Source organism: Roseateles violae (assembly GCF_030410485.1).
Lineage (GTDB): Bacteria > Pseudomonadota > Gammaproteobacteria > Burkholderiales > Burkholderiaceae_C > Roseateles_D > Roseateles_D violae.
This window is the reverse complement of sequence record NZ_JAUHHC010000002.1, coordinates 415,466-436,740: the sequence shown is the minus strand read 5'-3', so window position 1 is coordinate 436,740 and position 21,275 is coordinate 415,466. Positions and strand designations below refer to the sequence as shown.

Annotated in this window: 19 protein-coding genes; 13 read left to right on the top strand and 6 right to left on the bottom strand. The window is 69.1% G+C overall.

The window, feature by feature from the left end; translation table 11 throughout:
- Window positions 1–60 precede the first annotated feature (60 nt).
- From QWJ38_RS07525 to QWJ38_RS07510, 4 genes are all read left to right on the top strand, one after another.
- Window positions 61–597: a DUF3617 domain-containing protein gene (locus tag QWJ38_RS07525; RefSeq protein WP_290358439.1), complete on the top strand. Its 537-nt coding sequence runs from the start codon at window positions 61–63 to the stop codon at window positions 595–597.
- Window positions 598–604: 7 nt separating this feature from the next.
- Window positions 605–1,576: a P1 family peptidase gene (locus tag QWJ38_RS07520; RefSeq protein ID WP_290358438.1), complete on the top strand. Its 972-nt coding sequence runs from the start codon at window positions 605–607 to the stop codon at window positions 1,574–1,576.
- 21 nt (window positions 1,577–1,597) lie between these two features.
- On the top strand, window positions 1,598–2,326 hold the full coding sequence (locus QWJ38_RS07515) for a pseudouridine synthase (RefSeq protein WP_290358971.1): 729 nt from the start codon (window positions 1,598–1,600) through the stop codon (window positions 2,324–2,326).
- A gap of 187 nt (window positions 2,327–2,513) precedes the next feature.
- Entirely contained in the window at window positions 2,514–4,346 is a 1,833-nt protein-coding gene (locus QWJ38_RS07510; protein WP_290358437.1) for a response regulator, read from the top strand.
- 35 nt (window positions 4,347–4,381) lie between these two features.
- Here the strand turns inward: QWJ38_RS07510 and QWJ38_RS07505 are convergent, their stop codons facing one another.
- Entirely contained in the window at window positions 4,382–4,822 is a 441-nt protein-coding gene (locus QWJ38_RS07505) for a hypothetical protein (RefSeq protein ID WP_290358436.1), read from the bottom strand.
- Entirely contained in the window at window positions 4,800–6,572 is a 1,773-nt protein-coding gene (locus QWJ38_RS07500) for a P-loop ATPase, Sll1717 family (RefSeq protein WP_290358435.1), read from the bottom strand. Before QWJ38_RS07500 ends, QWJ38_RS07505 begins: the two co-directional genes overlap by 23 nt.
- Between QWJ38_RS07500 and QWJ38_RS07495 the strand changes: the two genes are divergently transcribed.
- Window positions 6,527–7,549, top strand: a complete 1,023-nt coding sequence (locus tag QWJ38_RS07495) for a bifunctional riboflavin kinase/FAD synthetase (protein WP_290358434.1) — start codon at window positions 6,527–6,529, stop codon at window positions 7,547–7,549. The genes QWJ38_RS07500 and QWJ38_RS07495 overlap by 46 nt on opposite strands.
- Window positions 7,550–7,645: 96 nt before the next feature.
- The gene (gene ileS / locus QWJ38_RS07490) at window positions 7,646–10,486 is read left to right on the top strand and encodes an isoleucine--tRNA ligase (RefSeq protein WP_290358433.1); all 2,841 of its coding nucleotides are present in this window, start codon (window positions 7,646–7,648) and stop codon (window positions 10,484–10,486) included.
- Window positions 10,487–10,538: 52 nt separating this feature from the next.
- On the opposite strand, the gene QWJ38_RS07485 is transcribed toward ileS, so the two are convergent.
- Window positions 10,539–11,048 (bottom strand): DUF1269 domain-containing protein, encoded by a 510-nt coding sequence (locus tag QWJ38_RS07485; RefSeq protein WP_290358432.1) that lies wholly within the window; start codon window positions 11,046–11,048, stop codon window positions 10,539–10,541.
- A 183-nt stretch (window positions 11,049–11,231) separates the two neighbouring features.
- Between QWJ38_RS07485 and lspA the strand changes: the two genes are divergently transcribed.
- Together lspA and QWJ38_RS07475 are read left to right on the top strand one after the other, a co-directional pair.
- Window positions 11,232–11,723 (top strand): signal peptidase II, encoded by a 492-nt coding sequence (gene lspA, locus QWJ38_RS07480; protein ID WP_290358431.1) that lies wholly within the window; start codon window positions 11,232–11,234, stop codon window positions 11,721–11,723.
- 114 nt (window positions 11,724–11,837) lie between these two features.
- Complete coding sequence (locus QWJ38_RS07475; protein WP_290358430.1) at window positions 11,838–13,337, top strand: hybrid sensor histidine kinase/response regulator; 1,500 nt, start codon at window positions 11,838–11,840, stop codon at window positions 13,335–13,337.
- Window positions 13,338–13,352: 15 nt separating this feature from the next.
- Here QWJ38_RS07475 and QWJ38_RS07470 read toward each other — a convergent pair whose 3' ends face one another.
- Entirely contained in the window at window positions 13,353–14,345 is a 993-nt protein-coding gene (locus tag QWJ38_RS07470; RefSeq protein WP_290358429.1) for a quinone oxidoreductase family protein, read from the bottom strand.
- A gap of 81 nt (window positions 14,346–14,426) precedes the next feature.
- Between QWJ38_RS07470 and QWJ38_RS07465 the strand changes: the two genes are divergently transcribed.
- On the top strand, window positions 14,427–15,350 hold the full coding sequence (locus tag QWJ38_RS07465; protein ID WP_290358428.1) for a DMT family transporter: 924 nt from the start codon (window positions 14,427–14,429) through the stop codon (window positions 15,348–15,350).
- Between the two features lie 116 nt (window positions 15,351–15,466).
- The gene (locus tag QWJ38_RS07460) at window positions 15,467–16,498 is read left to right on the top strand and encodes a CsgG/HfaB family protein (protein WP_290358427.1); all 1,032 of its coding nucleotides are present in this window, start codon (window positions 15,467–15,469) and stop codon (window positions 16,496–16,498) included.
- 20 nt (window positions 16,499–16,518) lie between these two features.
- On the opposite strand, the gene QWJ38_RS07455 is transcribed toward QWJ38_RS07460, so the two are convergent.
- Window positions 16,519–18,873: a penicillin acylase family protein gene (locus QWJ38_RS07455; RefSeq protein ID WP_290358426.1), complete on the bottom strand. Its 2,355-nt coding sequence runs from the start codon at window positions 18,871–18,873 to the stop codon at window positions 16,519–16,521.
- A 98-nt stretch (window positions 18,874–18,971) separates the two neighbouring features.
- On the opposite strand from QWJ38_RS07455, the gene QWJ38_RS07450 reads away from it, so the two are divergent.
- Window positions 18,972–19,823, top strand: coding sequence for a hypothetical protein (locus tag QWJ38_RS07450; protein ID WP_290358425.1), 852 nt, complete (start codon window positions 18,972–18,974; stop codon window positions 19,821–19,823).
- 21 nt (window positions 19,824–19,844) lie between these two features.
- Here QWJ38_RS07450 and QWJ38_RS07445 read toward each other — a convergent pair whose 3' ends face one another.
- Window positions 19,845–19,994: a hypothetical protein gene (locus tag QWJ38_RS07445; protein WP_290358424.1), complete on the bottom strand. Its 150-nt coding sequence runs from the start codon at window positions 19,992–19,994 to the stop codon at window positions 19,845–19,847.
- Between the two features lie 290 nt (window positions 19,995–20,284).
- Between QWJ38_RS07445 and QWJ38_RS07440 the strand changes: the two genes are divergently transcribed.
- Together QWJ38_RS07440 and QWJ38_RS07435 are read left to right on the top strand one after the other, a co-directional pair.
- Complete coding sequence (locus QWJ38_RS07440; RefSeq protein ID WP_290358423.1) at window positions 20,285–21,022, top strand: esterase/lipase family protein; 738 nt, start codon at window positions 20,285–20,287, stop codon at window positions 21,020–21,022.
- The gene (locus QWJ38_RS07435) at window positions 21,019–21,273 is read left to right on the top strand and encodes a hypothetical protein (RefSeq protein ID WP_290358422.1); all 255 of its coding nucleotides are present in this window, start codon (window positions 21,019–21,021) and stop codon (window positions 21,271–21,273) included. Before QWJ38_RS07440 ends, QWJ38_RS07435 begins: the two co-directional genes overlap by 4 nt.
- Window positions 21,274–21,275: the final 2 nt, after the last annotated feature.

Sequence of the window (21,275 nt, the reverse complement as noted above, 5' to 3'; positions counted from 1 at the left end):
GCAAGGCCCGCCGGCACTGCGCCGGGCGGGCCTTTTCGCTGCCGTCGCCGGAGTCTCACGATGCGTGCCCTGATCTTCGCCTGTGCCGTTCTGATTCCCTTCTGCACCCAGGCCCAGAACATGAAGCCGGGCCTGTGGGAGATCCGCCAGCTGCCGCAGCTGGACCCGCAGCGCCAGGCCCAGCTGGACGAGGCCAAGAAGCGCATGGCCGAGCTGCCGCCCGAGCAACGCAAGATGGTGGAGCAGATGATGGCGCAGCGCGGCGTCAATATCGATCTGGGCGGCGGCGGCATCACGATCAAGGCCTGCATCAGCGAGGAACAGGCGCGGCGCAATACGCCCCCGGTCACCGAGAAGGGCAATTGCCGCCAGGACACCAAGCGCGAAGGCAATGTGATCCAGACGCATTTCAGCTGCACCGATCCGGTCTCCGAGGGCGATAGCGAGGTGACCCTGCATGGCGACGAAGGCTTCAGCAGCAAGACCCGCGTCACGCAGCAGAGCGCGGGCGGCCGCAGCGAGACGATCCAGCTGAGCGGCGACGCGCGCTGGCTCGGCGCCGACTGCGGCGGCCTGAAGCCGATCGGCAGCAAGTGATACGCCGATGAACGGCGGCAGCCTCTGCGATGTGCGCGGCCTCAAGGTCGGCCATCACAGCGACACCCGCCGCCCGACCGGCTGCACGGTCGTGCTATGCGAACAGGGCGCGACCGCCGGCGTCGATGTGCGCGGCGCGGCGCCGGGCACGCGCGAAACCGATCTCTTGGCGCCCGAGAACACCGTCGAGCAGGTGCACGCGCTGCTGCTCAGCGGCGGCAGCGCCTTCGGCCTGGACGCCGCCGGCGGCGTGATGCGCTGGCTGGCCGAGCGTGGCCACGGCCTGCCCGTCGGCGCCGCGCGCGTGCCCATCGTGCCGGCCGCCGTGCTCTTCGACCTCTGGCTCGGCGATCCGGCCATCACTCCGGACGCGGCCGCCGGCTATGCGGCCTGCGAGGCGGCCAGCGAGGCCCCGCCGGCCGAGGGCAGCATCGGCGCCGGCGCTGGCGCCAGCGTCGGCAAGCTGTTCGGTCTGGAATATGCGATGAAGGGCGGCATCGGCACGGCCTCGATCTGCCTGGACGGCATCACCATTGCCGCGCTGGTCGCCGTCAACGCGCTCGGCGACGTGATCGACCCGGCCAGCGGGCGCGTCCTTGCCGGCGCGCGCGGCGCCGACGGCCGCCCGCGCGGTACCGCCCGGGCCCTGCTGGCCGGCGAACGGCCGGCGCGCCTGCTGCGCGGCACGGCGACGACCCTGGGCGTCGTCGCCACCGATGCGCGCCTGACGAAGACGCAGTGCAAGAAGATCGCGCAGATGTCACACGACGGCCTGGCGCGCACGATCAATCCGGTCCACACGCCCAGCGATGGCGACGTGATGTTTGCGCTGGCGACCGGCGCCGCGGGCCGCGAGGCCGATCTCGGCTGGCTCGGCGCGCTCGCGGCCGAAGTGACCGCGCAGGCGGTGCTGCGCGCGGTGCGGGCGGCCAGCGGCCTGCCGGGTCTGCCGGGCCTGGCCAGTGCGGCCGAGCTCTGAAGCGACAATGCCCGCATGAAGATGCGTTTGTCCCAGATCCTTTTTTCGCAGGGCTTCGGCACCCGGCGCCTGTGCTCGGGCCTGATCTACAACGAGCAGGTCAAGGTCGGCGGCGAGCTGGTCGACGACCCCGAGGCCGAGTTCGAGACCACGGGGCTCGAGTTCGAGGTCGGCGGCAAGTCCTGGCCCTTTTACGAGAAGGCGCTGGTGCTGCTGAACAAGCCGGCCGGCTATGAATGCTCGCAAAGGCCCAAGCACCATCCCAGCGTGATGAGCCTGCTGCCGGGCCCCTTGCGCGAGCGCAATGTGCAGCCGATCGGCCGGCTCGACGAGGACACGACCGGCCTGCTGCTGCTGACCGACGATGGCGCGCTGATCCACAAGCTGACCAGCCCCAAGCACCATGTGCCCAAGATCTACGAGGCGCGCTGCAAGCATCCGGTGACCGCGGCGATGATCGAACAGCTGCTGGCCGGCGTGGAGCTGCGCGAGCCCGACCCCAAGCCGCACCACAAGCCCGAGCTGGCCCGCGCCGAGGGCGCCGAGGCCTACGAGACCGAGGCCGGTGCCTACGGCATCCGCCTGACCCTGATCGAGGGCAAGTACCACCAGGTCAAGCGCATGATTGCCGCGGTCGGCAACCGCGTCGAAGGCCTGCACCGCCCGCAGTTCGGCGCACTGAAGCTGCCCGCCGAGCTGCAGCCGGGCGAATGGCGCTGGGTGGCGAGTCCGGCCCTGGTCAGCGCCTGATCGGGATTGCCCGACCCGGGTTTGCCCGTAAAAAACGCGGCTGAGGCGCGACGCGCCAGGGTTGTTCCTAGGCGGGACGCCGGCGCGCCCGGTTAGAAATAGCGCAGCACAAGGGCGCGGCGACAGATCGCGCCGAAACCGGTGGCGAAGGTGCAAGCAGTAGCCAACCGCGTCGTTGGGAACAACTATGACAGCAGCGCACTCCACAGCGCCGAATCGAGGGAACGAGGAGACCAGCCCGGACATCAGCGCCCAGGTGCGCGCCGAGCAGGTCGCATCGCTGTATGAGCTGAGCCTGGTGCCGATGGCCCTGGGCTGGATCTTCTGCCTGGTACCGCTGCTGAGCCTGTGGCCGCATCTGCCGCATGGCCTGCTGGCCGGCTGGTTCGCCGCGCGCAGCGCCATCGTCGCGCTGCGCTGCCTCGATACCTGGCAATTCCGCCGCGCCCGCCCCGGCCCCGCCGAAGCCGCCCGCTGGCTGCGCCGCTACCTGCTGCTGCTCGGCGCCGATGCGCTCAGCTGGGGCCTGATGGGCTGGTTCTTCCACACGCCGACGCTGCCCGATCTGGAAGGCCTGATGCTGGCCTCGGTCGTCGGTCTGGGCGCCAGCGGCGTGCTCTCGCTGTCCAGCATGTGGCGCGCCAATCTGCTGTTCTGCGGCATCAGCTTCGCGCCGCTGTTGGTCCACCACCTGAGCCTGGGCACGCAGGCCGGCCTGTTCGTCACGCTGGGCCTGCTGCTGTTCCTGGCCATCGCCCTGGTCGAGTCGCGCCGCATCGAGGCGCGCACCACCGAGCTGCTGCGCCTGCGCTTCGCCCATGCCTGGCTGGCCGAGCAGCGCCAGCAGGCGCTGCAAAGCGCCGAGGATTCGAGCACCAGCAAGAGCCGCTTCGTCGCGGTGATGAGCCACGAGATCCGCACGCCGCTGAACGGCATCCTGGGCATGACCCAGCTGCTGGAGCGCTCCGAGCTCGATCCGCAGCAGCGCGAGCAGATCGACATCGTGCGCCGCTCCGGCCGCCATCTGCTGGCCCTGGTCAACGACATCCTGGACCTGGCGCGTATCGAATCGGGCAAGCTGGCCGTCGACGCCGGTCCGGTCGCGGTCGCCGAGGTCGTCGACGACGTCTGCCGGCTCCTGCGCCAGACCGCGCGTGACAAGGGCCTGCAGTTCGAGCTGCAGCTGAGCCCGGCGCTGCCCGCCCATGTGCTGGGCGACGGCTCGCGCATCAAGCAGGTGCTGCACAACCTGGTCGGCAATGCGATCAAGTTCACCGAGCGCGGCCGGGTGGCCGTCGATGTCAGCACCGTGCACGATATGCGCGCCGGCGCCCTGCTGCGCTTCGCGGTGCGCGACACCGGCGAGGGCATCGCCGCCGACCAGATGGAGCGCGTGTTCGCCCCCTTCGAGCAGGCGCGCAGCGCCGACCGGCCACGCCGCCAAGACGGCACCGGCCTGGGCCTGACCATCTCGCGCGAGCTGGCGCGGGCGATGGGTGGCGATCTGCGCTGCAGCTCCATCCCCGGCCAGGGCAGCCTGTTCGAGTTCACGCTGCCGCTGCAGCCCTGCAGCGAACTGCCCGAGCGGGCGACAGCACCCGCGGGAGACAGCGGCGCCCCGGCGACGCGGCTCAGCGGCCGCGTGCTGCTGGTCGACGACAGCCCGGTTAATGTGCTGGTCGCCGCCTCGATGCTGGAGCGCTGCGGCCTGGCGGTCGATCAGGCCGAGAACGGCGTGGAAGCGTTGGAGCAGATGAAGGCCAGGGACTACGACCTGGTGCTGATGGACTGCCAGATGCCGCAGCTCGACGGCTTCGAGGCGACGCGGCGCTGGCGCGCGCACGAGCGCCGCATGCTCCTGCCCCATGTGCCCATCGTCGCGCTGACCGCCAGCGCGGTGAACGGCGACCGCGAGCGCTGCATCCAGTGCGGCATGGACGACTACCTGGTCAAGCCCTTCGAGATGGACGATCTGGTCGGGGTGGCCGAGCGGCATCTGCAGGTGCCGCTGCCGGCCTGAGCGAGCGGCCGGGCTGCGGCACCCGCCCGGGGCGCTCAGTGCCCCAAGCCCAGCAAGCCGTGGGCGATCAGGTCGCCGAAGCCATGCAGGAGTTCGCCCGCAATGGCACAGCCCACCACATAGCCGGCGATGCGAAGCCGGCTGCGCTTGAGCTCCTCGATGGCGCGCTCGCGCTGCCGGCCGGCGATCCTGGTCGCCAGCGCGTCGATCGGCCCGATCGCTTCGCCCTGCTCCTGCGCCCCCTGCGTCTCGATCTCGTGCCGCGACTCCTCCAGTCGCATCTCGTGCAGGATCTGCAGCAGGATCGCCGCCGCCGCAAGCGCCGAAATCAGCGCGCCGCCGCGCTGCACCCAGTGGGCGTCGTGCTTCCACCAGGCCAGCAGCAGCGAAGCCAGGAAGACCGCGATCGCGGCCGCCGGCAAGAGCCAGGCCAGGCGCCGCGCCGAACGGAGATCAGGCTTGCTCGCCGTAGACATTGAACAGATCGATATGGGCCGGATAGACGACGCGCTTGTCGTCCGTGCGCCTGACCATTCCGAATGCCCTGCTGAACACCGGATGGAAGCAGTACTCGCCATCGGTCGCCAGGCCGAACGCGCCCTCGATATTGAAGTGGAACTGCCCGTAGCAATACCGGTCGTTCATGTCGACATGGTGGGCATGCGCGCCGGTCTGCGCAATCGAACGCCCCAGCACGCCCATGCGGAACAAGGTATCCCAGACCGAGCCGATATCGTCCTCGATCTTGCGCTGGAAGCGGCCCTGGTTCTTTCTCAGCACCGCAAAGCTGCAGATCGGATCCAGGTCCGGCAGGATGGACCGGCAGGCCGACAGCAGCTTGGGATAGAGCTGCTCATAGGGATGAAGAATCTGCGCCGAAATCAGCCGCTGTGAATCACGCACCCCTTCGCGCACGGCCTCCTGCGATACCCCGGTGAAACTCTTGGCTTGCCGGTAGTGGCTGCTGATGGTCCGGTTGAAGATGTCGATGATGTGACGCGGCAGCAGCTGCGTGTGCCGGATGATGTAGGCCAGGGTGTTTTCCTGCGTTCCCTGGCCATTGGTGATCTCGGCCGGCAGAACGGCATCGAAGAACTGGTGGATATGTTCCCGCTGGGCGAAATCGAACTCGCTGCTCATCGCATACAGGGCCGGATCATGCAGCCGGGCCGACAGCCGCAGGCGGTGCGCCACCACGCGCAGCAGGTCGATGGGCTTCCACTTGATCCGGAACGATGAAGCGAAGTCCTTCATCAGATTGGTCGAGGACGCGGTCATGAAGTCCTCGACCTCCTCGGGCACGCAGAAGGTCACATGAATCCGCGGCGAATCGTCGCTGACCCGGGTCAGGGCCTGGAACAGGCCGGTGAATATCTTCGAGAACGTGGGCTTGCGGACCGGGTAGTTGTCCATCGAATCGAAGAGGAAATACAGATTGACGCCGCGGCTTTCGAGATAGGCCAGCACCGCCCGGCGCGAGGCTTCGAAAGAGCGCCGCGCCTCGTCGCGCGGGTTTCCCTCGAAAGGTCCGGCGGCGTTCACATAGGCATCCACCGGCGCAAGAAGGACCCGGCTGTCCTCGTAATGGGCCAGGTTATAGAAATGCTGGATGATTTCGTCCCACAGCATTTCATACCAGAGCTCGATGAAATGCTCGACCGGAATGATTTCGCCCAGCACCTCATCGACCGAGAACTTCCGCCCTACGCTGAGCACGATCTTGTTGAAGTGCTGCCAGGTGAGCACCGAAATGACGAAGTCCTGGCGTCGCTGATGCCTGCCGCCGCCCAAGCTCGTCTTGCCGTCATTGCGGCGCTGCATCTGCAGCCTCAGGTCCGTGATCAGCGCCGATTTGCCGGCGCCCTTGCGGCCCAGCAGCAGCGTATAGGGCTTCTGATTGACCTCCTTGAACGCCGTCACATCGTCGTCGACCAATTCGTCGACAAACTCGTCGACGATGCGCTCATGGGATATCGGTCCGAGCGGTTCGCTGATGGTCAGCAGGTTGGAGAGATTGCCGCGAGAGTGTTGCATGAGGCCTCCGCTGATGCGCCGGACAGGCATGCGGTCGAGCTGCGGCCAGGCAGGAGCCTCGGCCGGTTTGAGCGGACCATAAGGCCGATTCGGTCCGGGCAACCTCCCCAGTTCTGGGGACTGCCATGCCCCGATAATCGGCGCCCATGCAGGTCTTCCGCGGTTTCCACCATCCAGGCATCGCCGGCGCATGCGCGCTGACGATAGGCAATTTCGACGGCGTCCATCGCGGCCACCAGGCGATGCTGGCGCTGCTGAAGTCCGAGGCCCAGCACCGCGGCCTGCCGTCCTGCGTGATGAGCTTCGAGCCGCATCCGCGCGACTTCTTTGCCCGCAAGATGGGCAAGCCCGAACTGGCGCCAGCGCGCATCGCCTCGCTGCGCGACAAGCTCGGCGAGCTCGAGCGCTGCGGCATCGACCAGGTCGTCGTGCTGCGCTTCGACGAGCAGCTGGCCTCGCTGCCGGCCCAGGACTTCATCGCCGAGGTGCTGGACCGCGGCCTGGGCGCCAAATACGTGCTGGTCGGCGACGATTTCCGTTTCGGTGCCAAGCGCCAGGGCGATTACGCCAGCCTCGATGCGGCCGGCCGCCAGCGCGGCTTTGACGTCGCGCGAATGATGAGCTACGAGGTGCATGGCGAGCGCGTGTCCAGCTCGGCCGTGCGCGCGGCGCTGGCCGCCGGCGATATGGAGGGCGCGGCGGCGCTGCTGGGCCGGCCCTATTCGATCTCGGGCCATGTGGTCCACGGCCAGAAGCTGGGCCGGCGGCTGAACGAATCGTCCGAGGGCGCCGCCGACGGCTTCCGCACGCTGAACCTGCGCTTCCCGCACGACAAGCCGGCCGCGCACGGCATCTTCGCCGTGCGCACCCATGGCCTCGCCGACGATCCGCTGGATGGTGTCGCCTCGCTGGGCGTGCGACCGACCGTCGAGGACGCCGGCCGCGTGCTGCTGGAGGTCCATTGCCTGGACTGGCCGGCCGCCCTGGGCCGCGACGGCGCCTACGGTAAACTCGTGCGCGTGGAACTGCTGCACAAACTGCGTGACGAAGCCCGCTTCGAGGGCCTGCCCGCCCTGACGGCCGCGATCCGTCGGGACGCGGACGCAGCGCGCGCCTATCTGGCCACCCACGCGTCCTTGCGTCGCCAGACCACCCGCGACCGAATTTGACGCCCGGCGGCCCCATCCCGCCGCCCGTCCGCCCTCGCCTCTTCGTCTCTCTCTTCCACCGCGCAAGCGCCCGCTTGCCGAACGCCCGGTTCCGCCATGACTGACTCCGCCAAAGACTACCGCAGCACCCTGAACCTGCCCGACACGCCCTTCCCGATGCGCGGCGACCTGCCCAAGCGCGAGCCGGGCTGGGTCAAGACCTGGGAGGACAAGGGGCTCTACAAGCGCCTGCGTGATGCGCGCTGCGGCGCGCCGAAGTTCGTGCTGCACGACGGCCCGCCCTACGCCAACGGCCAGATCCATATCGGCCATGCGGCGAACAAGATCCTCAAGGACATGATCGTCAAGGCGCGCCAGCTGGACGGCTTCGACGCCGCCTACATCCCCGGCTGGGACTGCCATGGCCTGCCGATCGAGAACCAGATCGAGAAGACCTTCGGCCGCGGCCTGCCGCGCGACGAGGTGCAGGCCAAGAGCCGCGCCTATGCCGGCGAGCAGATCGAGCAGCAGAAGGCCGACTTCAAGCGCCTGGGCGTGCTCGGCGAATGGGACCGCCCCTACAAGACGATGAACTTCGCCAACGAGGCCGGCGAGATCCGCGTGCTGAAGCGCTTGTTCGAGCGCGGCTTCGTCTACCGTGGCCTCAAGCCGGTCTACTGGTGCTTTGACTGCGGCTCCTCGCTGGCCGAGTTCGAGATCGAGTACGCGGACAAGCAGAGTCCGGCCGTCGACGTCGCCTTCCTGGCCGCCGAGCCGGACAAGCTGGCCGCCGCCTTCGGCCTGAGCAAGCTGGACAAGGATGCCTTCACCGTCATCTGGACGACGACGCCCTGGACCATCCCCGCCAACCAGGCCTTGAACCTGAACCCCGAGCTGAGTTATGCCCTGGTCGACACCGACCGTGGCCTCTATATGGTCGCCGAGGCCCTGGTCGAGAAATGCCTGGCGCGCTGGAAGCTCGACGGCAAGGTTCTGGCGACGACCCAGGGCAAGAACCTGGCGATGCTCAAGTTCAAGCATCCGCTGGCCCATGTGGACCCCGGCTATGACCGCGAGAGCCCCGTCTACCTGGCCGACTACGCGACGGCGGAGGACGGCACCGGCATCGTCCATTCGGCCCCGGCCTATGGCCTGGACGACTTCCAGTCCTGCGTCTCGCATGGCCTGGATTTCAAGGACATCCTGAACCCGGTGCAGGGCAATGGCGCCTATGCGGCCGAACTGCCGCTGTTCGGCGGCCAGCACATCTGGAAGGCCAATGCCGTCATCGCGCAGGCACTGGAAGATGCCGGCCGCCTGCCCGCGCACAGCAAGATCACGCACAGCTACCCGCATTGCTGGCGCCACAAGACGCCGGTGATCTACCGCGCGGCCGCGCAGTGGTTCGTCCGCATGGACGAGGGCGAGGGACTGTTCACGCAGGACAAGGCCGAGCAGACGCTGCGTGAGACCGCGCTGGCGGCGATCGAAGCGACCAGCTTCTATCCCGAGAACGGCAAGGCCCGTCTGCACGACATGATCGCCGGCCGGCCCGACTGGTGCATCTCGCGCCAGCGCAGCTGGGGCGTGCCGTTGCCGATCTTCCTGCACAAGGATACGGGCCTGCCGCATCCGCAGACCTTGGACTTCATCGAGCGCGCCGCCCAGCTGGTCGAGGCCGGCGGCGTCGAAGCCTGGGCAAAACTTGACCCTTCCGAGTGGCTGGGTGCCGAGGCCGAGGCCTACAGCAAGGGCAGCGACATCCTCGACGTCTGGTTCGACTCCGGCTCGACCTTCCAGCATGTCCTGAAAGGCAGCCACGCGGGCGCCGCGCACGACAGCGGCCCCGAGGCCGATCTCTACCTGGAGGGCCACGACCAGCACCGCGGCTGGTTCCACAGCTCGCTCTTGATCGCCTGCGCGCTGTACGGCCGCGCGCCCTACAAGGGCCTGCTGACGCATGGCTTCGTCGTCGACGGCCAGGGCCGCAAGATGAGCAAGTCGGTCGGCAATGTCGTCGCGCCGCAGGCGGTCAGCGACAAGATGGGCGCCGAGATCCTGCGCCTGTGGACGGCGGCGACCGACTACTCGGGCGATCTGGGCCTGGACGAGAAGATCCTCGCCCGCGTCGTCGACAGCTACCGCCGCATCCGCAACACCTTGCGCTTCCTGCTCGCCAACACCAGCGACTTCGACGCCAGGCTGGATGCCGTGCCGGCCGAGCAGCTGCTGGAGGTCGACCGCTATGCGCTGGCCCGCGCGGCCGAGCTGCAGACGGAAATCCTGGCCCACTACCAGCGCTACGAGTTCCACCCGGTCGTCGCCAAGCTGCAGGTCTATTGCTCCGAGGACCTCGGCGGCTTCTACCTCGACGTGCTGAAGGACCGGCTCTACACCTCGGCGCCCAAGAGCCTGGCGCGCCGCTCGGCGCAAACGGCACTGTGGCAGATCACGCACGCGATGCTGCGCTGGATGGCGCCCTTCCTCAGCTTTACCGCCGAGGAGGCCTGGGCGATCTTCGACGGCGGCCATGCCGACGATTCGATCTTCACCGAGACTTACTGGAAGTTCACCCACGGCGGCGACGCCGGCCTGATCGCGAAATGGGACCGCATCCACGCGATCCGCGACGCGGTCAACAAGGCAATCGAGGATGTGCGCACGACGGGAGCCGTCGGCTCATCCTTGCAGGCCGAGCTGACGCTGGGTGTCAATGCCGAGGACCTGGCCCTGCTGCAAACGCTGGGCGAGGATCTGAAGTTCATCTTCATCACCTCGGCCGCGACGCTGCTGCCGGCCGAGGCGCTGACGATCACCGTCGCGCCCTCGACGCAGGCCAAGTGCGAGCGCTGCTGGCATTACCGCGCCGACGTCGGCGCGAATGCCGAGCATCCGACGATCTGCGGCCGCTGCGACAGCAATCTCTACGGCGAGGGCGAGACACGCCACATCGCCTGAGCCAGGCCGCAAGAACAAGGGGCGCCGAAGGCGCCCCTTTTAGCTTCTTCCCTCAGGGGAAGGCCGGCACATTGGGCTCAAGGCCCTCGAAATGCCCTTCCGGATGATTCGATTCCAGCAAGGCCTCGATCTCGGTGACGCGGGTGCGCGGCACGTCGACAATCAGCAGGTACTCGCCCTTTTCCAGCGCCGCTTCGAAGCGGCGCAGGCGCCGGCTCGGCGTCGAGCTGCCGATCATGCTGGAGGCCCAGGTGCCCAGCACCGCGCCGATGCCGGCCATCGCGATCGCCACCGCCGCCGGTGCGGCCGTGCTGGCCAGCTCGTAGGCGACGGCCACGCCGGCCGCCGCGCCGATGCCGGCGCCGATCAGCATGCCGGTCTGCGCGGCCTGGACCAGGTCCGAGGTCTGCAGGAAGTTGGCCGCGTGCAGGCCCGTCATGTCGGCGCCCTCGGCAGCAACGAAGTGGATGTGGCGCTCGGTGATGCGGGCCAGCAAGAGCTCGTCCATCGTCCGTTTGGCACTGTCCAGATTCGGTAGCAGCCAGTAGATGCGTTTGCGCATATGTGTGCTCCTATGCCTTTCCTTCTCCGCCTGACGGCCCTGCCCTTTTGCATGACCGCGTCCGGGATGGATCCATTTCTACTCCTGTTCGGCCGGCCCGGCAAGCTCGCGCGCCGGGCGCGGCGCGCGCAGACGCTACATTAACGGCCACGCCGCATGCCGCGGCGCCATCGCTTTTCCCGCATGCCCTCGAAGAACAATTCCTCGCCCCGCCTGCTGCTGTGGCTCGCCATTGCCCTGGTCGTGATCCTGCTCGACCAGTTCACCAAGGTGCTGATCCTGGGCGCCTTCCAGCTTGGCGACAGCCGCCACGTCACCGATTTCTTCAACGTGGTGCGCGTGCACAACACCGGCGCGGCCTTCAGCTTCCTGGCCGGCGCGGCCGGCTGGCAGCGCTGGTTCTTCGTCGGCCTGGGTCTGGCCGCCACCGTCTTCATCGTCTTCATGCTCAAGCGCCATGGCCAGCAGAGCCTGTTCGCGCTGGCGCTGAGCCTGATCCTCGGCGGCGCCCTGGGCAATGTGATCGACCGCCTGCTGCACGGCTATGTGGTCGACTTCATCCAGGTCCACTGGGGCGGCTGGTTCTTCCCCGCCTTCAATATCGCCGACAGCGCGATCACGGTCGGCGCGGTGCTGCTGATCTGGGACGAATTGCGACGCGTGCGCAAGACCTGAGTCCGTAGCGAGCAGAGCGTCACAAACGACGCCGAAAATAAGCATAGCCCCTAGCAGCGATGCCGGCAGGGCAGGCCACAATGTGGCCGCCCCTGCCCGGCCCATTCACCCTCCATGCTCGATTTTTCCAGCTTGACGCATTACGACTGGCTTGACGTGCCGATGTGGGTCTTCGACCCCGAACGGCAACGCAATCTCTGGGCGAATGCGGCCGCGCTGAGCTTCTGGCGCACCGAGACCGCCGAGGAGTTCCTGTCGCGGGAGTTCTCCGACACCAGCCAGGCCGTGCGCGAGCGTCTGGCCGTCACCGCCGCCGATCACACCCAGGGCAAGATCGTGCGCGAGCAATGGACGCTTTACCCCAAGGGCCAGCCAACGACGGTGATGCTGGTCTCGCGCGGCATCCGCACGCCGGATCGACGCCAGGTCATGCTCTTCGCCGCCGATTCGCTGGCCAGCGGCAGCGACAAGTCGATGCTGCGTGGCGTCGAGGCCCTGCAGCACACCTCGGTGCGCATCGCCGTGTTCTCGCTGCGCGACGGCAGCACGCTGATGCGCAACCCGGCCGCGGCGCTGACCTTCGGCAAGCCCGAGGCCTTCATCGGCGGCCGCGAGTTCGATCAGCTGTTTGCCGACCCGGCGGACGCCGAGCGCATCTTCGCCCAGGTGCAGGCCGGCGACAGCTACCGCGCCGATCTGGAACTGCTGACCACGGCCGGCGTGCGCTGGCATGCGGTCGATGCGCGGCCCATGCGCGACCCGGTCACCGGCGACCAGGTGATGCAGCTCAATGCGCGCGACATCGCCGACCTGAAGGCCAGCGAGGCGGCGCTGCAGGCCGCGCGCGAGGCGGCCGAGGCCGCGAGCCAGGCCAAGAGCAGCTTTCTCGCGAATATGAGCCACGAGATCCGCACGCCGATGAACGGCGTGCTGGGCCTCACCGAGCTGGTGCTGCAGACCGAGCTGAACGAGCGCCAGCGCAAGTTCATCGAGCTGGCGCACAACTCGGCCAAGGGTCTGATGGTCATCATCAACGACCTGCTGGACGTCGCCAAGATCGAGGCCGGCCGCGTCGTGATCGAGGAGCAGCCCTTCTCGCTGCACGAGGTGCTGCGCGAGGCGCTGCATCCGCTGCTGGTGCAGGCACACGAGAAAGGCATTGCCCTGCATGCGCGGGTGCAGCCGGGCGTGCAGCAGACCGCGCGCGGCGATGCCCTGCGGCTGCGCCAGGTGCTGGTCAATCTGGTCGGCAATGCGCTCAAGTTCACCGAGCGCGGCGAGGTGCGCGTCGAGGTGCGCCAGGCCGATCCGCAGCCCGGCGATGGCCATGATCAGCTGCGCCTGCGCTTCGCGGTGCACGACACCGGCATCGGCATGACGCGCGAGCAGATCGCGCAGATCTTCGATCCCTTCACCCAGGCGGACGGCAGCATCACGCGCCGCTATGGCGGCACGGGCCTGGGCCTGACCATCGTCCAGCGCCTGGTCGGCCTGATGGGCGGCCAGGTCGTCGTCGAGAGCCAGCCGGGCACCGGCTCCTGCTTCAGCTTCGAGGTTGCGCTGAAGCAGGTGCAGCAGCCCATCGCGCAGGCCGCGACGGCCGCCGCGGCCTGACAGCCCGTCGAGGTCTCAGACCAGCAGCACGCCGGAACCGACCGTCGTGCGCGCCTCCAGGTCGCGGTGTGCCTGCGCGACCTCGGCCAGCGGGTAGCGCCGCTCGACATGGATCTTCACCTGGCCGGCCAGCACGACGGCAAACAGCTCATCGGCCATTTCCTGCGCGCTTTCGCGCGTTGCCAGATGGGTGAACAGCGTCGGTCGGGTCAGGTACAGCGAGCCGCGGGCGGCCAGCGCGCCGGTGTCGAAGGGCGGCACCTTGCCCGAGGCATTGCCGAAGCTGGCCAATAGGCCGAAGGGCGCCAGGCTGTTCAGCGAACCCTCGAAGGTGTCCTTGCCGACCGAGTCGTAGGCCACCTTGACGCCGCGCCCGCCGGTGATCTCGCGCACCCGCGCGGCGAAGTCCTCGCGCCGGTAGTTGATCGCATGCGCGGCGCCGGCATCCAGCGCCAGCTGGCATTTCTCGTCGCTGCCGGCGGTGGCGATCAGCTGCAGGCCCAGCGCCTTCGCCCATTGGCAGGCGATCAGGCCGACGCCGCCGGCGGCGGCATGGAAGAGCACGAAGTCGCCGGCATTCAGGCCGCCCTGTGGCAGCGTGCGGCGCAGCAGGTACTGTACGGTCAGGCCCTTGAGCATCATCGCCGCGCCGGTCTCGAACGTGATCTCGTCCGGCAATCGCACCACCGCGCGCGCCGGCATCACCCGCGCCGTGCAATAGGCGCCGGGCGGCTGGCTCGCATAGGCGGCGCGGTCGCCGACGGCCAGGTGGCCGACGCCCTCGCCCACCGCCTCGATCACGCCGGCGCCCTCCATGCCCAGGGTCAGCGGCATGGGCATCGGATAGACGCCGCTGCGCTGGTAGATGTCGATGTAGTTCAGGCCGCAAGCCATGTGGCGGATGCGAACCTCGCCGGGGCCCGGCTCGCCAAGCTCGACGTCGACCAGGCGCATCAGCTCGGGCCCGCCGTGCTGATCGATACGGATGGCTTTTTCGACACGACTCATCGCTGGCTTCCTCAACGTCAATGAATGAATTCCGCTATCGTGCCAGCCTTTGTCCGGCCTTGCTTGCCGCGGATCCGATCGATGAAGCTGACGCCCCGCCTGACCCTGCTGCTGACCTTGCCGCCCCTGATGTGGGCCGGTAATGCCGTTGTCGGTCGGCTGATGGCTGGCAGCGTGCCGCCGCTGCTGCTCAATGCGATGCGCTGGGCGCTGGTCTTCCTGCTGCTGCTGCCGCTGGCCTGGCGGCTGCCGGGCACGGCCGCCGGGCGCGCCGCGATCGCGCAGCGCTGGCGCCATCTGGCGCTGATCGGCGTGCTGGGCATGGGCAGCTACAACGCGCTGCAGTACCAGGCCCTGCGCAGTTCCAGCGCGCTCAACGTAACCCTGATCGCGGCCAGCATGCCGGTCTGGATGCTGGCCATCGGCGCGCTGTTCTTCGGCCAGAAGCCGCGCCGCGCACAGTTCGCCGGCGCCGCGCTGAGCCTGGCCGGTGTGGCCCTCGTGATGGCGCGCGGGCGGCTCGCGCATCTGGCCGAGGTCCATTTCGTGGCGGGCGATCTGCTGATGCTGCCGGCCCTGCTGTGCTGGGCCTTCTACAGCTGGCTGCTCGCCAAGCCACCGGCGGCCATGCAGGGTGCGCAGCGGCCGGCCTGGAACTGGGCCGAGACGATGATGAGCCAGCTGCTGTTCGGCCTGCCCTTCGCGGCCAGCCTGGCCGTGCTCGAGCAGGGCTACACGACGCAGCCGCTGCTGTGGGGCCCGGCGCTGGCCGCGACGCTGCTGTTCGTCGCCGTCGGCCCTTCGCTGATCGCCTACCGCTGCTGGGGCCAGGGCGTGGCCGAGGCCGGGCCGGCGCCGGCCGCCTTCTTCAGCAATCTGACCCCGGTGTTCGCCGCGCTGATGTCGGCCGCCCTGCTGGGCGAATGGCCGACCTGGTATCACGGCCTGGCCTTTGTGCTGATTGCCGCCGGCATCTGGGTGTCGACGCCGCGGCCCGCGCGTTGACCGCCAGGGCTGCGATATAGGGAGGGTCAGCCCGGGCCGTCTGCCTAAGAATCGGCCGGCCGCCAGGCGCACGAGCCATGCGGCGCCGGACGTCCGCAACGCTCAGGGGGCCCCATATGGGCAAGACCTTTCGCATCCTCGCTGGCAGCCTCGCGCTGCTGAGCCTGACGCTGCCGCCGGCGGCGCTGCGGGCGCAGGAGCTGGGCAAAGGCGGCAGCAAGGCCACCGGCAGCGCCGGGCCCGACGGCGCCCAGAACGCCTCGGCCGAGCTGGAGCGCTGCGACGCGCCCAAGGGCACCATCGCCGTCGTCGAGCCGCAGACCCATGTCGCCCATGCGCTGCAGCGCTACCAGCTCGGCTCGCCGACCAGCGTGATCCGCATGCTGATCCAGCAGTCCAACTGCTTCCAGGTCGTCGAGCGTGGCGTCGCCATGCAGAACATGATGCAGGAACGCGCGCTGGCGCAGTCCGGTCAGCTGCAGGCCGACCAGAACATCGGCAAGGGCCAGATGGTGACGGCCGATTTCATCGTCACGCCGAATGTCGTGTTCACCGACAACAATGCCGGCGGCGTCGGCGGCGGCCTGATGGGCGTGCTGGGCGGCTCGGCCGGGCGGCTGCTCGGCGGGGTCGCCGGCGGGCTGAAATTCAAGCAGGCGCAGACCAGCCTGATGCTGTCCGATTCGCGCTCCGGCATCCAGGTCGCGGCGGCCGAGGGCAGCGCCGAGAAGGCCGATTTCAATCTCGGTGGCGCTCTGTTCGGCGGCGGCGCCGCCGGCGGCATGGGCGGCTACTCCAGCACCAACGAGGGCAAGCTGGTCGCCGCTTCCTTCATCGACAACTGGAACAACATCGTCCGCGCGATCCGCAACAGCCCCTCGCTGGTGCAGGCGCGGGCCGGTGCCGCCGCCCAGCAGAACGCCGCTACCAGCGTGCAGGCCAATGCCGCGGCCGCCGGCGACGTGATGGTGCCCAAGATCGCCGGCGCCAAGGTGCTGAAGCAGCCAAGGGACGGCGCCGGCGAGTTGCAGACCCTGGGCCGGGCCGACGAGGTGCTGTTCCTCGGCGAGGAGCGCGATGGTTTTCTTAAAGTCCAGGCCGCCGCGGGCGAGGGCTGGGTCAAGAAGCTGCTGCTGCGCAAGCAATAAGCCGTTCCCGCGGCCCTTTCCTAGGGCTGCAAGACCAGCCGGTACTGCGCCGCGCCGGGCAAAAACGGTTGCGGCGCGCCGGCCAGCCAGGCGCCGTGATCGGCGCGGTAGAACGGCGACAGCGGGTGGCCCGACTGACCGCCCGGCATGGTCAGGATGCCCTGCGCCTCATGGCCCGGCGCGACGACCATGCGCTCGGACTGGCCATGGACCGAGAGCTGCACGCGCGGCATATGGCGGTCGCCATTCATCGGCGTCGCCGGCAGGTCCAGATATCGGGCCAGCCAGGGCGGCAACGCGGCGCTGAGCGGATGCTGGAAGCTGGACAGGTTCTGCTGGCCCCATTGCACGCCCTCGGGCTTGCCGGCGGCCTTTTTCAGCAGCTCGGCGCGGCTGTCCAGCACCGCCTGCTCGAACAGCGCGCGCCAGCTGCCGTCCAGCACATCGCTGCGCCGCGCGCTGATCAAGGCCCACGCCGGCGTCTCCGGCACCCACTTCAGATCGCGCAGCTTCAGCTGCCGCGCCTCCAGCAGCGCGGCCAGCGGCTTGAACATCTGTTCCAGGCTGCGCTCGCGGAAGGCGCGCACCCAGCTGTAGCCGACATCGTCGACCCTGGCCGCGGCGGCGCCCTGCTCGATCTGCCGCCGGTAGTCGGCGAGCTGATTTCTGGCGACGAAATCCGGCGTCAGCACCTCGTCGAGCAGCAGCTTGCGCCAGCGCTGCAGGAAGATCGCCCGATCGTCCAGCTGCACCGCATGCAGGGCCGCCTCGTCGAGCTTGTCCTTGGCGCGCAGGCCGTCGCGGATCTGCTGGCCGCGCGCGCCGAGGTCGTAGCCGCCATTGCCGATCAGCGCCAGCGCCGCGCCACCGACGATGCGCGCATTGGCGCTCCACAGCCGCGCATCGGCCGGGTTCACCACCTTGGGCCAGGCCGCGTCGCCGGCAGCCAGATAGCCGCTCCAGCGATTGCGGCCCTCGCTCCAGTCCTGCGGCGTGTCCATATCGAGCAGCTGGCGGCGCGGGATCGCGCCGGCGATGCTCCAGCCGATCGCGCCGCTGGCATCGGCGGCGAGGATGTTCTGCGCCGGCATGCCGGCGCCGGCGGCGATCGTCAGCGCCTCGTCGACGCTGGCCGCCTGCTCCAGCGCCAGCGCGCGCAGATTCAGCGCCTCGGCGTCATGCGCCACCCAGCGCAGCGCGTAGCGCTCGAAGGGCTTGGCCATCACCGGACCCCATTCGGTCTCCCGCACCTCGTACTCGACCGCCGGCGCGCCGGCGATCTCGATGCGCTCCCTGTGGATCTGCAGCGGCTTCTCGCCGGCCGGGCTCTGGTAGCGCAGGCCATCGGCGCTGAGCTTCAGCGCGATCACATCGCTCCAGTCGGCCGTGCTGTTGGTGAAGCCCCAGGCGACCCGGCCATTGCTGCCCACGACGATGGCCGGCGTGCCGGGCAGGCTCAGGCCGCTGACCGTCAGCTGGCGGCCGTCCTTGCCGGGCCAGCGCAGCTGCGCCTTGAACCAGGTATTGGGCACGCGGATGCCCAGGTGCATGTCATCGGCCAGGATCGCGCCGCCATGCGGGCTCAGGGCGCCGCCGACGGCGAAGTTGTTGCTGCCGATATCGCGGCTGTCGGTGAGGCCGCAATCGCTGCAGGCCAGCTTGGCCGTCGCGCGCAGCTTCTCGGGCCAGGGTGTGTCCGGCACCGGCAGCGCCTGCACCTGGCTGCCGTCGATCGCGGCCTGCCAGTCGGCGCTGTGCTGGGTCAGGAAGGCAAACCACTCCGCCGGCAGCGCCTCCTTCAGCGCGCCCGTCGCCAGCTCGTCGCGGCCCTGCGCGGCCTGCAGGTCCAGGTACATGCTCAGCACGGCCAGCAGGGAATCCTGCGCCCGCCAGGGCGCCGGCGCCTGGCGCAGCAGGCCGTACTCGAAGGGCCGCACGCTCAGGCCCGCCAGGCCCTCGTTGACGCCGGCCGTGTAGGCCTCCAGCAGCTGGCGATGCTCGGGCGGCAGCGCGGCCAGCGCTCGCTCGGTACGGGCGCGGAAGCGGTGGATGCGCCGGCTCTGGTCCAGCGCCAGGGCCTTGGCGCCGACCAGGGCCGACAGCTCGCCGGCCGCATTGCGGCGCAGCAGGTCCATCTGGAAGAAGCGCTCCTGCGCATGGACGAAACCGAGCGCGCGCGCCGCGTCGATGCGGTTGCCGGCGGTGATGCTCAGATAGCCTTGCGCATCGCGCGCCAGTTCGACCGGCGTCGCGACGCCGGCCTGCCGCTTGCCCTCCAGCTGGGGCAGACTGCCGCGCAGCGCCAGGTACAACGCCCCGGCCAGCAGCGGCACGAGGGCCAGGATGAGAATCAGCAGACGACGAAGCCAGACCATGAACGAAATTCCCAGCAGCGGACAATGCCGGCGATTGTGAACGCCGGCGCCAGCGCTCAGACTCGGCGCCTACCCGCATTGCCAGCGATGGCGCTATCTTGAACAGCATCTTCTCGCTTCTTGCCACCGGCCTGCTCACGCTCGCCTCGATCGCCAGCGCGCAGAGCGCCGGCGGTGCGGCGCTCTTGGCGCGTTACGAGAGTCTGCAGCCGCAGCTGGCGCGCAGCCCCTTCCAGCGGCCGCTGCTCCTGCAGTCGCAGGGCTCGGATGGCGCGCCGCAGGGCGATGTCTATGCGGTGATCGCCCATCCGATGAGCAGCGTCGCGCCGGCGCTGCAGCGGCCGGCGCAATGGTGCGAGGTCCTGCTGCTGCAGCTCAATATCAAGCGCTGCCAGCCGGCCGAAAACAGCTTGAGGCTGGCGATCGGACAGAAGTCGGCGCTGCTGTCGGCCGCCACCCAGCCGCTGGTGTTCGGCTTCGCGCTGGGCTCCGCCACGCCCGACTACCTGGCCGTGCAACTGAGCGCGGCCGAGGGGCCGCTGGGCACGCGCGACTACCGGCTGGGCCTGGAGGCGGTGCCCCTGCCCGATGGCCGCAGCTTCGTCCATATGCGCTATGCCTACAGCAACGGCACGGCGGCGCGGCTGGCGACCAGCGCCTATCTGTCGACGCTGGGCCGCAACAAGGTGGGCTTCAGCATCACCGGCCACGATGCCAGAGGCCAGCCCATCTATGTCGGCGGCGTGCAGGGCGTGGCCGAGCGCAATGCGATGCGCTACTTCCTGGCCATCGAGGTGGTCCTGGACAGCTTGTCGCTGCCGCCGCAGCAGCGGCTGGAACGCCGGCTGCGCGACTGGTTCGCCGCCACCGAGCGCCATGCGCTGCAACTGCACGAGATGGAACTCGACGAATACCTGGCGATGAAGCGCGCCGAGCCGGGCGCGCGCTGAAGCGAAGGCGGCGTCCTCCGCTCAGCCAAGCGGTTTCATCAGCGGCGGATCGGGCTGCGGGAAGAACAGCAGCTCGCGGTCCATCCATTGCTGGCGCAGCAACTCCTGGATCCGGCGCTTCTTGCTGCCATGCGGTTTGGGCTGCTCGGGACGGGGTCTGGTCTTGCTCATGTCGACGCTCCTCTGAACTCGCTCCTTGTTCTCGTCCGCCGTCTGCTCCTTTCGACATCGGCCTGTCCCAACTTTCGGCGCCGGACCGCGCCGCCACGATCGGCGTGCGACGCGAAGCGCTGTAGGACGGCGGCCTTGCGCACGCGGCCGGGGCCCGCGTCGGAAAACGCCGACGCCCGAATGCGTCGCTCGCCCGGCCCGGTCGCGCAAGCCGGCGGGCATCATCGTGCCGTGAAGAGAAATCGGGAGGCCGCAGCATGATCAACGCCAGCGTTTCAGTAGCAGCCAGCATGGCGGCAATGCCCCCGGCGGCGCCGCCGATGCGCTTGTTCGGCCTCGAGCCGCTGCGCGCGGCGCTCGAATACGCCGGCATGCGACGGATGCGCCGCAGCGAGCTGCCGCGCGGCGACGGCCATCCGATCGTGATCTTTCCGGGCCTGGCCAGCGATGCGCGCGCGACCGCGCCCCTGCGCAGCTTCTGCGAGGAACTCGGCTACGCCGCCTACGACTGGGGCCGCGGCCTGAACACCGGGCCCAGCGGCGACGTGGAGACCTGGCTGCAGACGCTGACGGACGATGTGCGCGCCATGCTGGCCGGGCATCTGGACGGCGTCACCCTGCTCGGCTGGAGTCTCGGCGGCATCTATGCGCGCGAGGTCGCCAAGCGTCTGGGCGGCCGCGTGCGTCATGTGATCACCATCGGCACGCCCTTCGCCGGCGAGGCGCGGCACACCCGCGCCGGCCTGCTCTACCGCTTGCTGAACGGCAGGCCGGCGCGGCTTGACCCGGCCTGGATGGCGCGGCTGCGCATGCCGCCACCGGTGCCGACGACCTCGATCTACAGCCGCAGCGACGGCGTCGTCGCCTGGCAGGCCTGCGTGCAGCCGGGCAATGCGCGCCACACTGAGAACATCGAGGTCGACAGCAGCCACTGCGGCATGATCTGGAACCCGGCCGTGCTGGCCGTGCTGGCCGACCGTCTGCGCCAGCCGCTGCGCGGCTGGAAACGCTTCCGCGCCGCATCATGAGGGACGCGGCCATGGCGATCGGCGAGGCGCTCAGCAATAACGAGCGCCTGCGCCGGCTGGTGCTGGACTCCGGCCTGCCCTGGCCGGTCGCGCTGACAATTTTCAACCGCGGCCTGGGCAGCGCGGCGATCTCGGTCAGCCACTGGCGCGGCCTGCTCGACGAGCCCGGCTCCGAGCGCTTTCGAGCGCTCGACGATCGCCTGCTGCAGCACGCGCAGCAGCAGTTCGCCAAGATCGGCGTGCGCATCTAGGC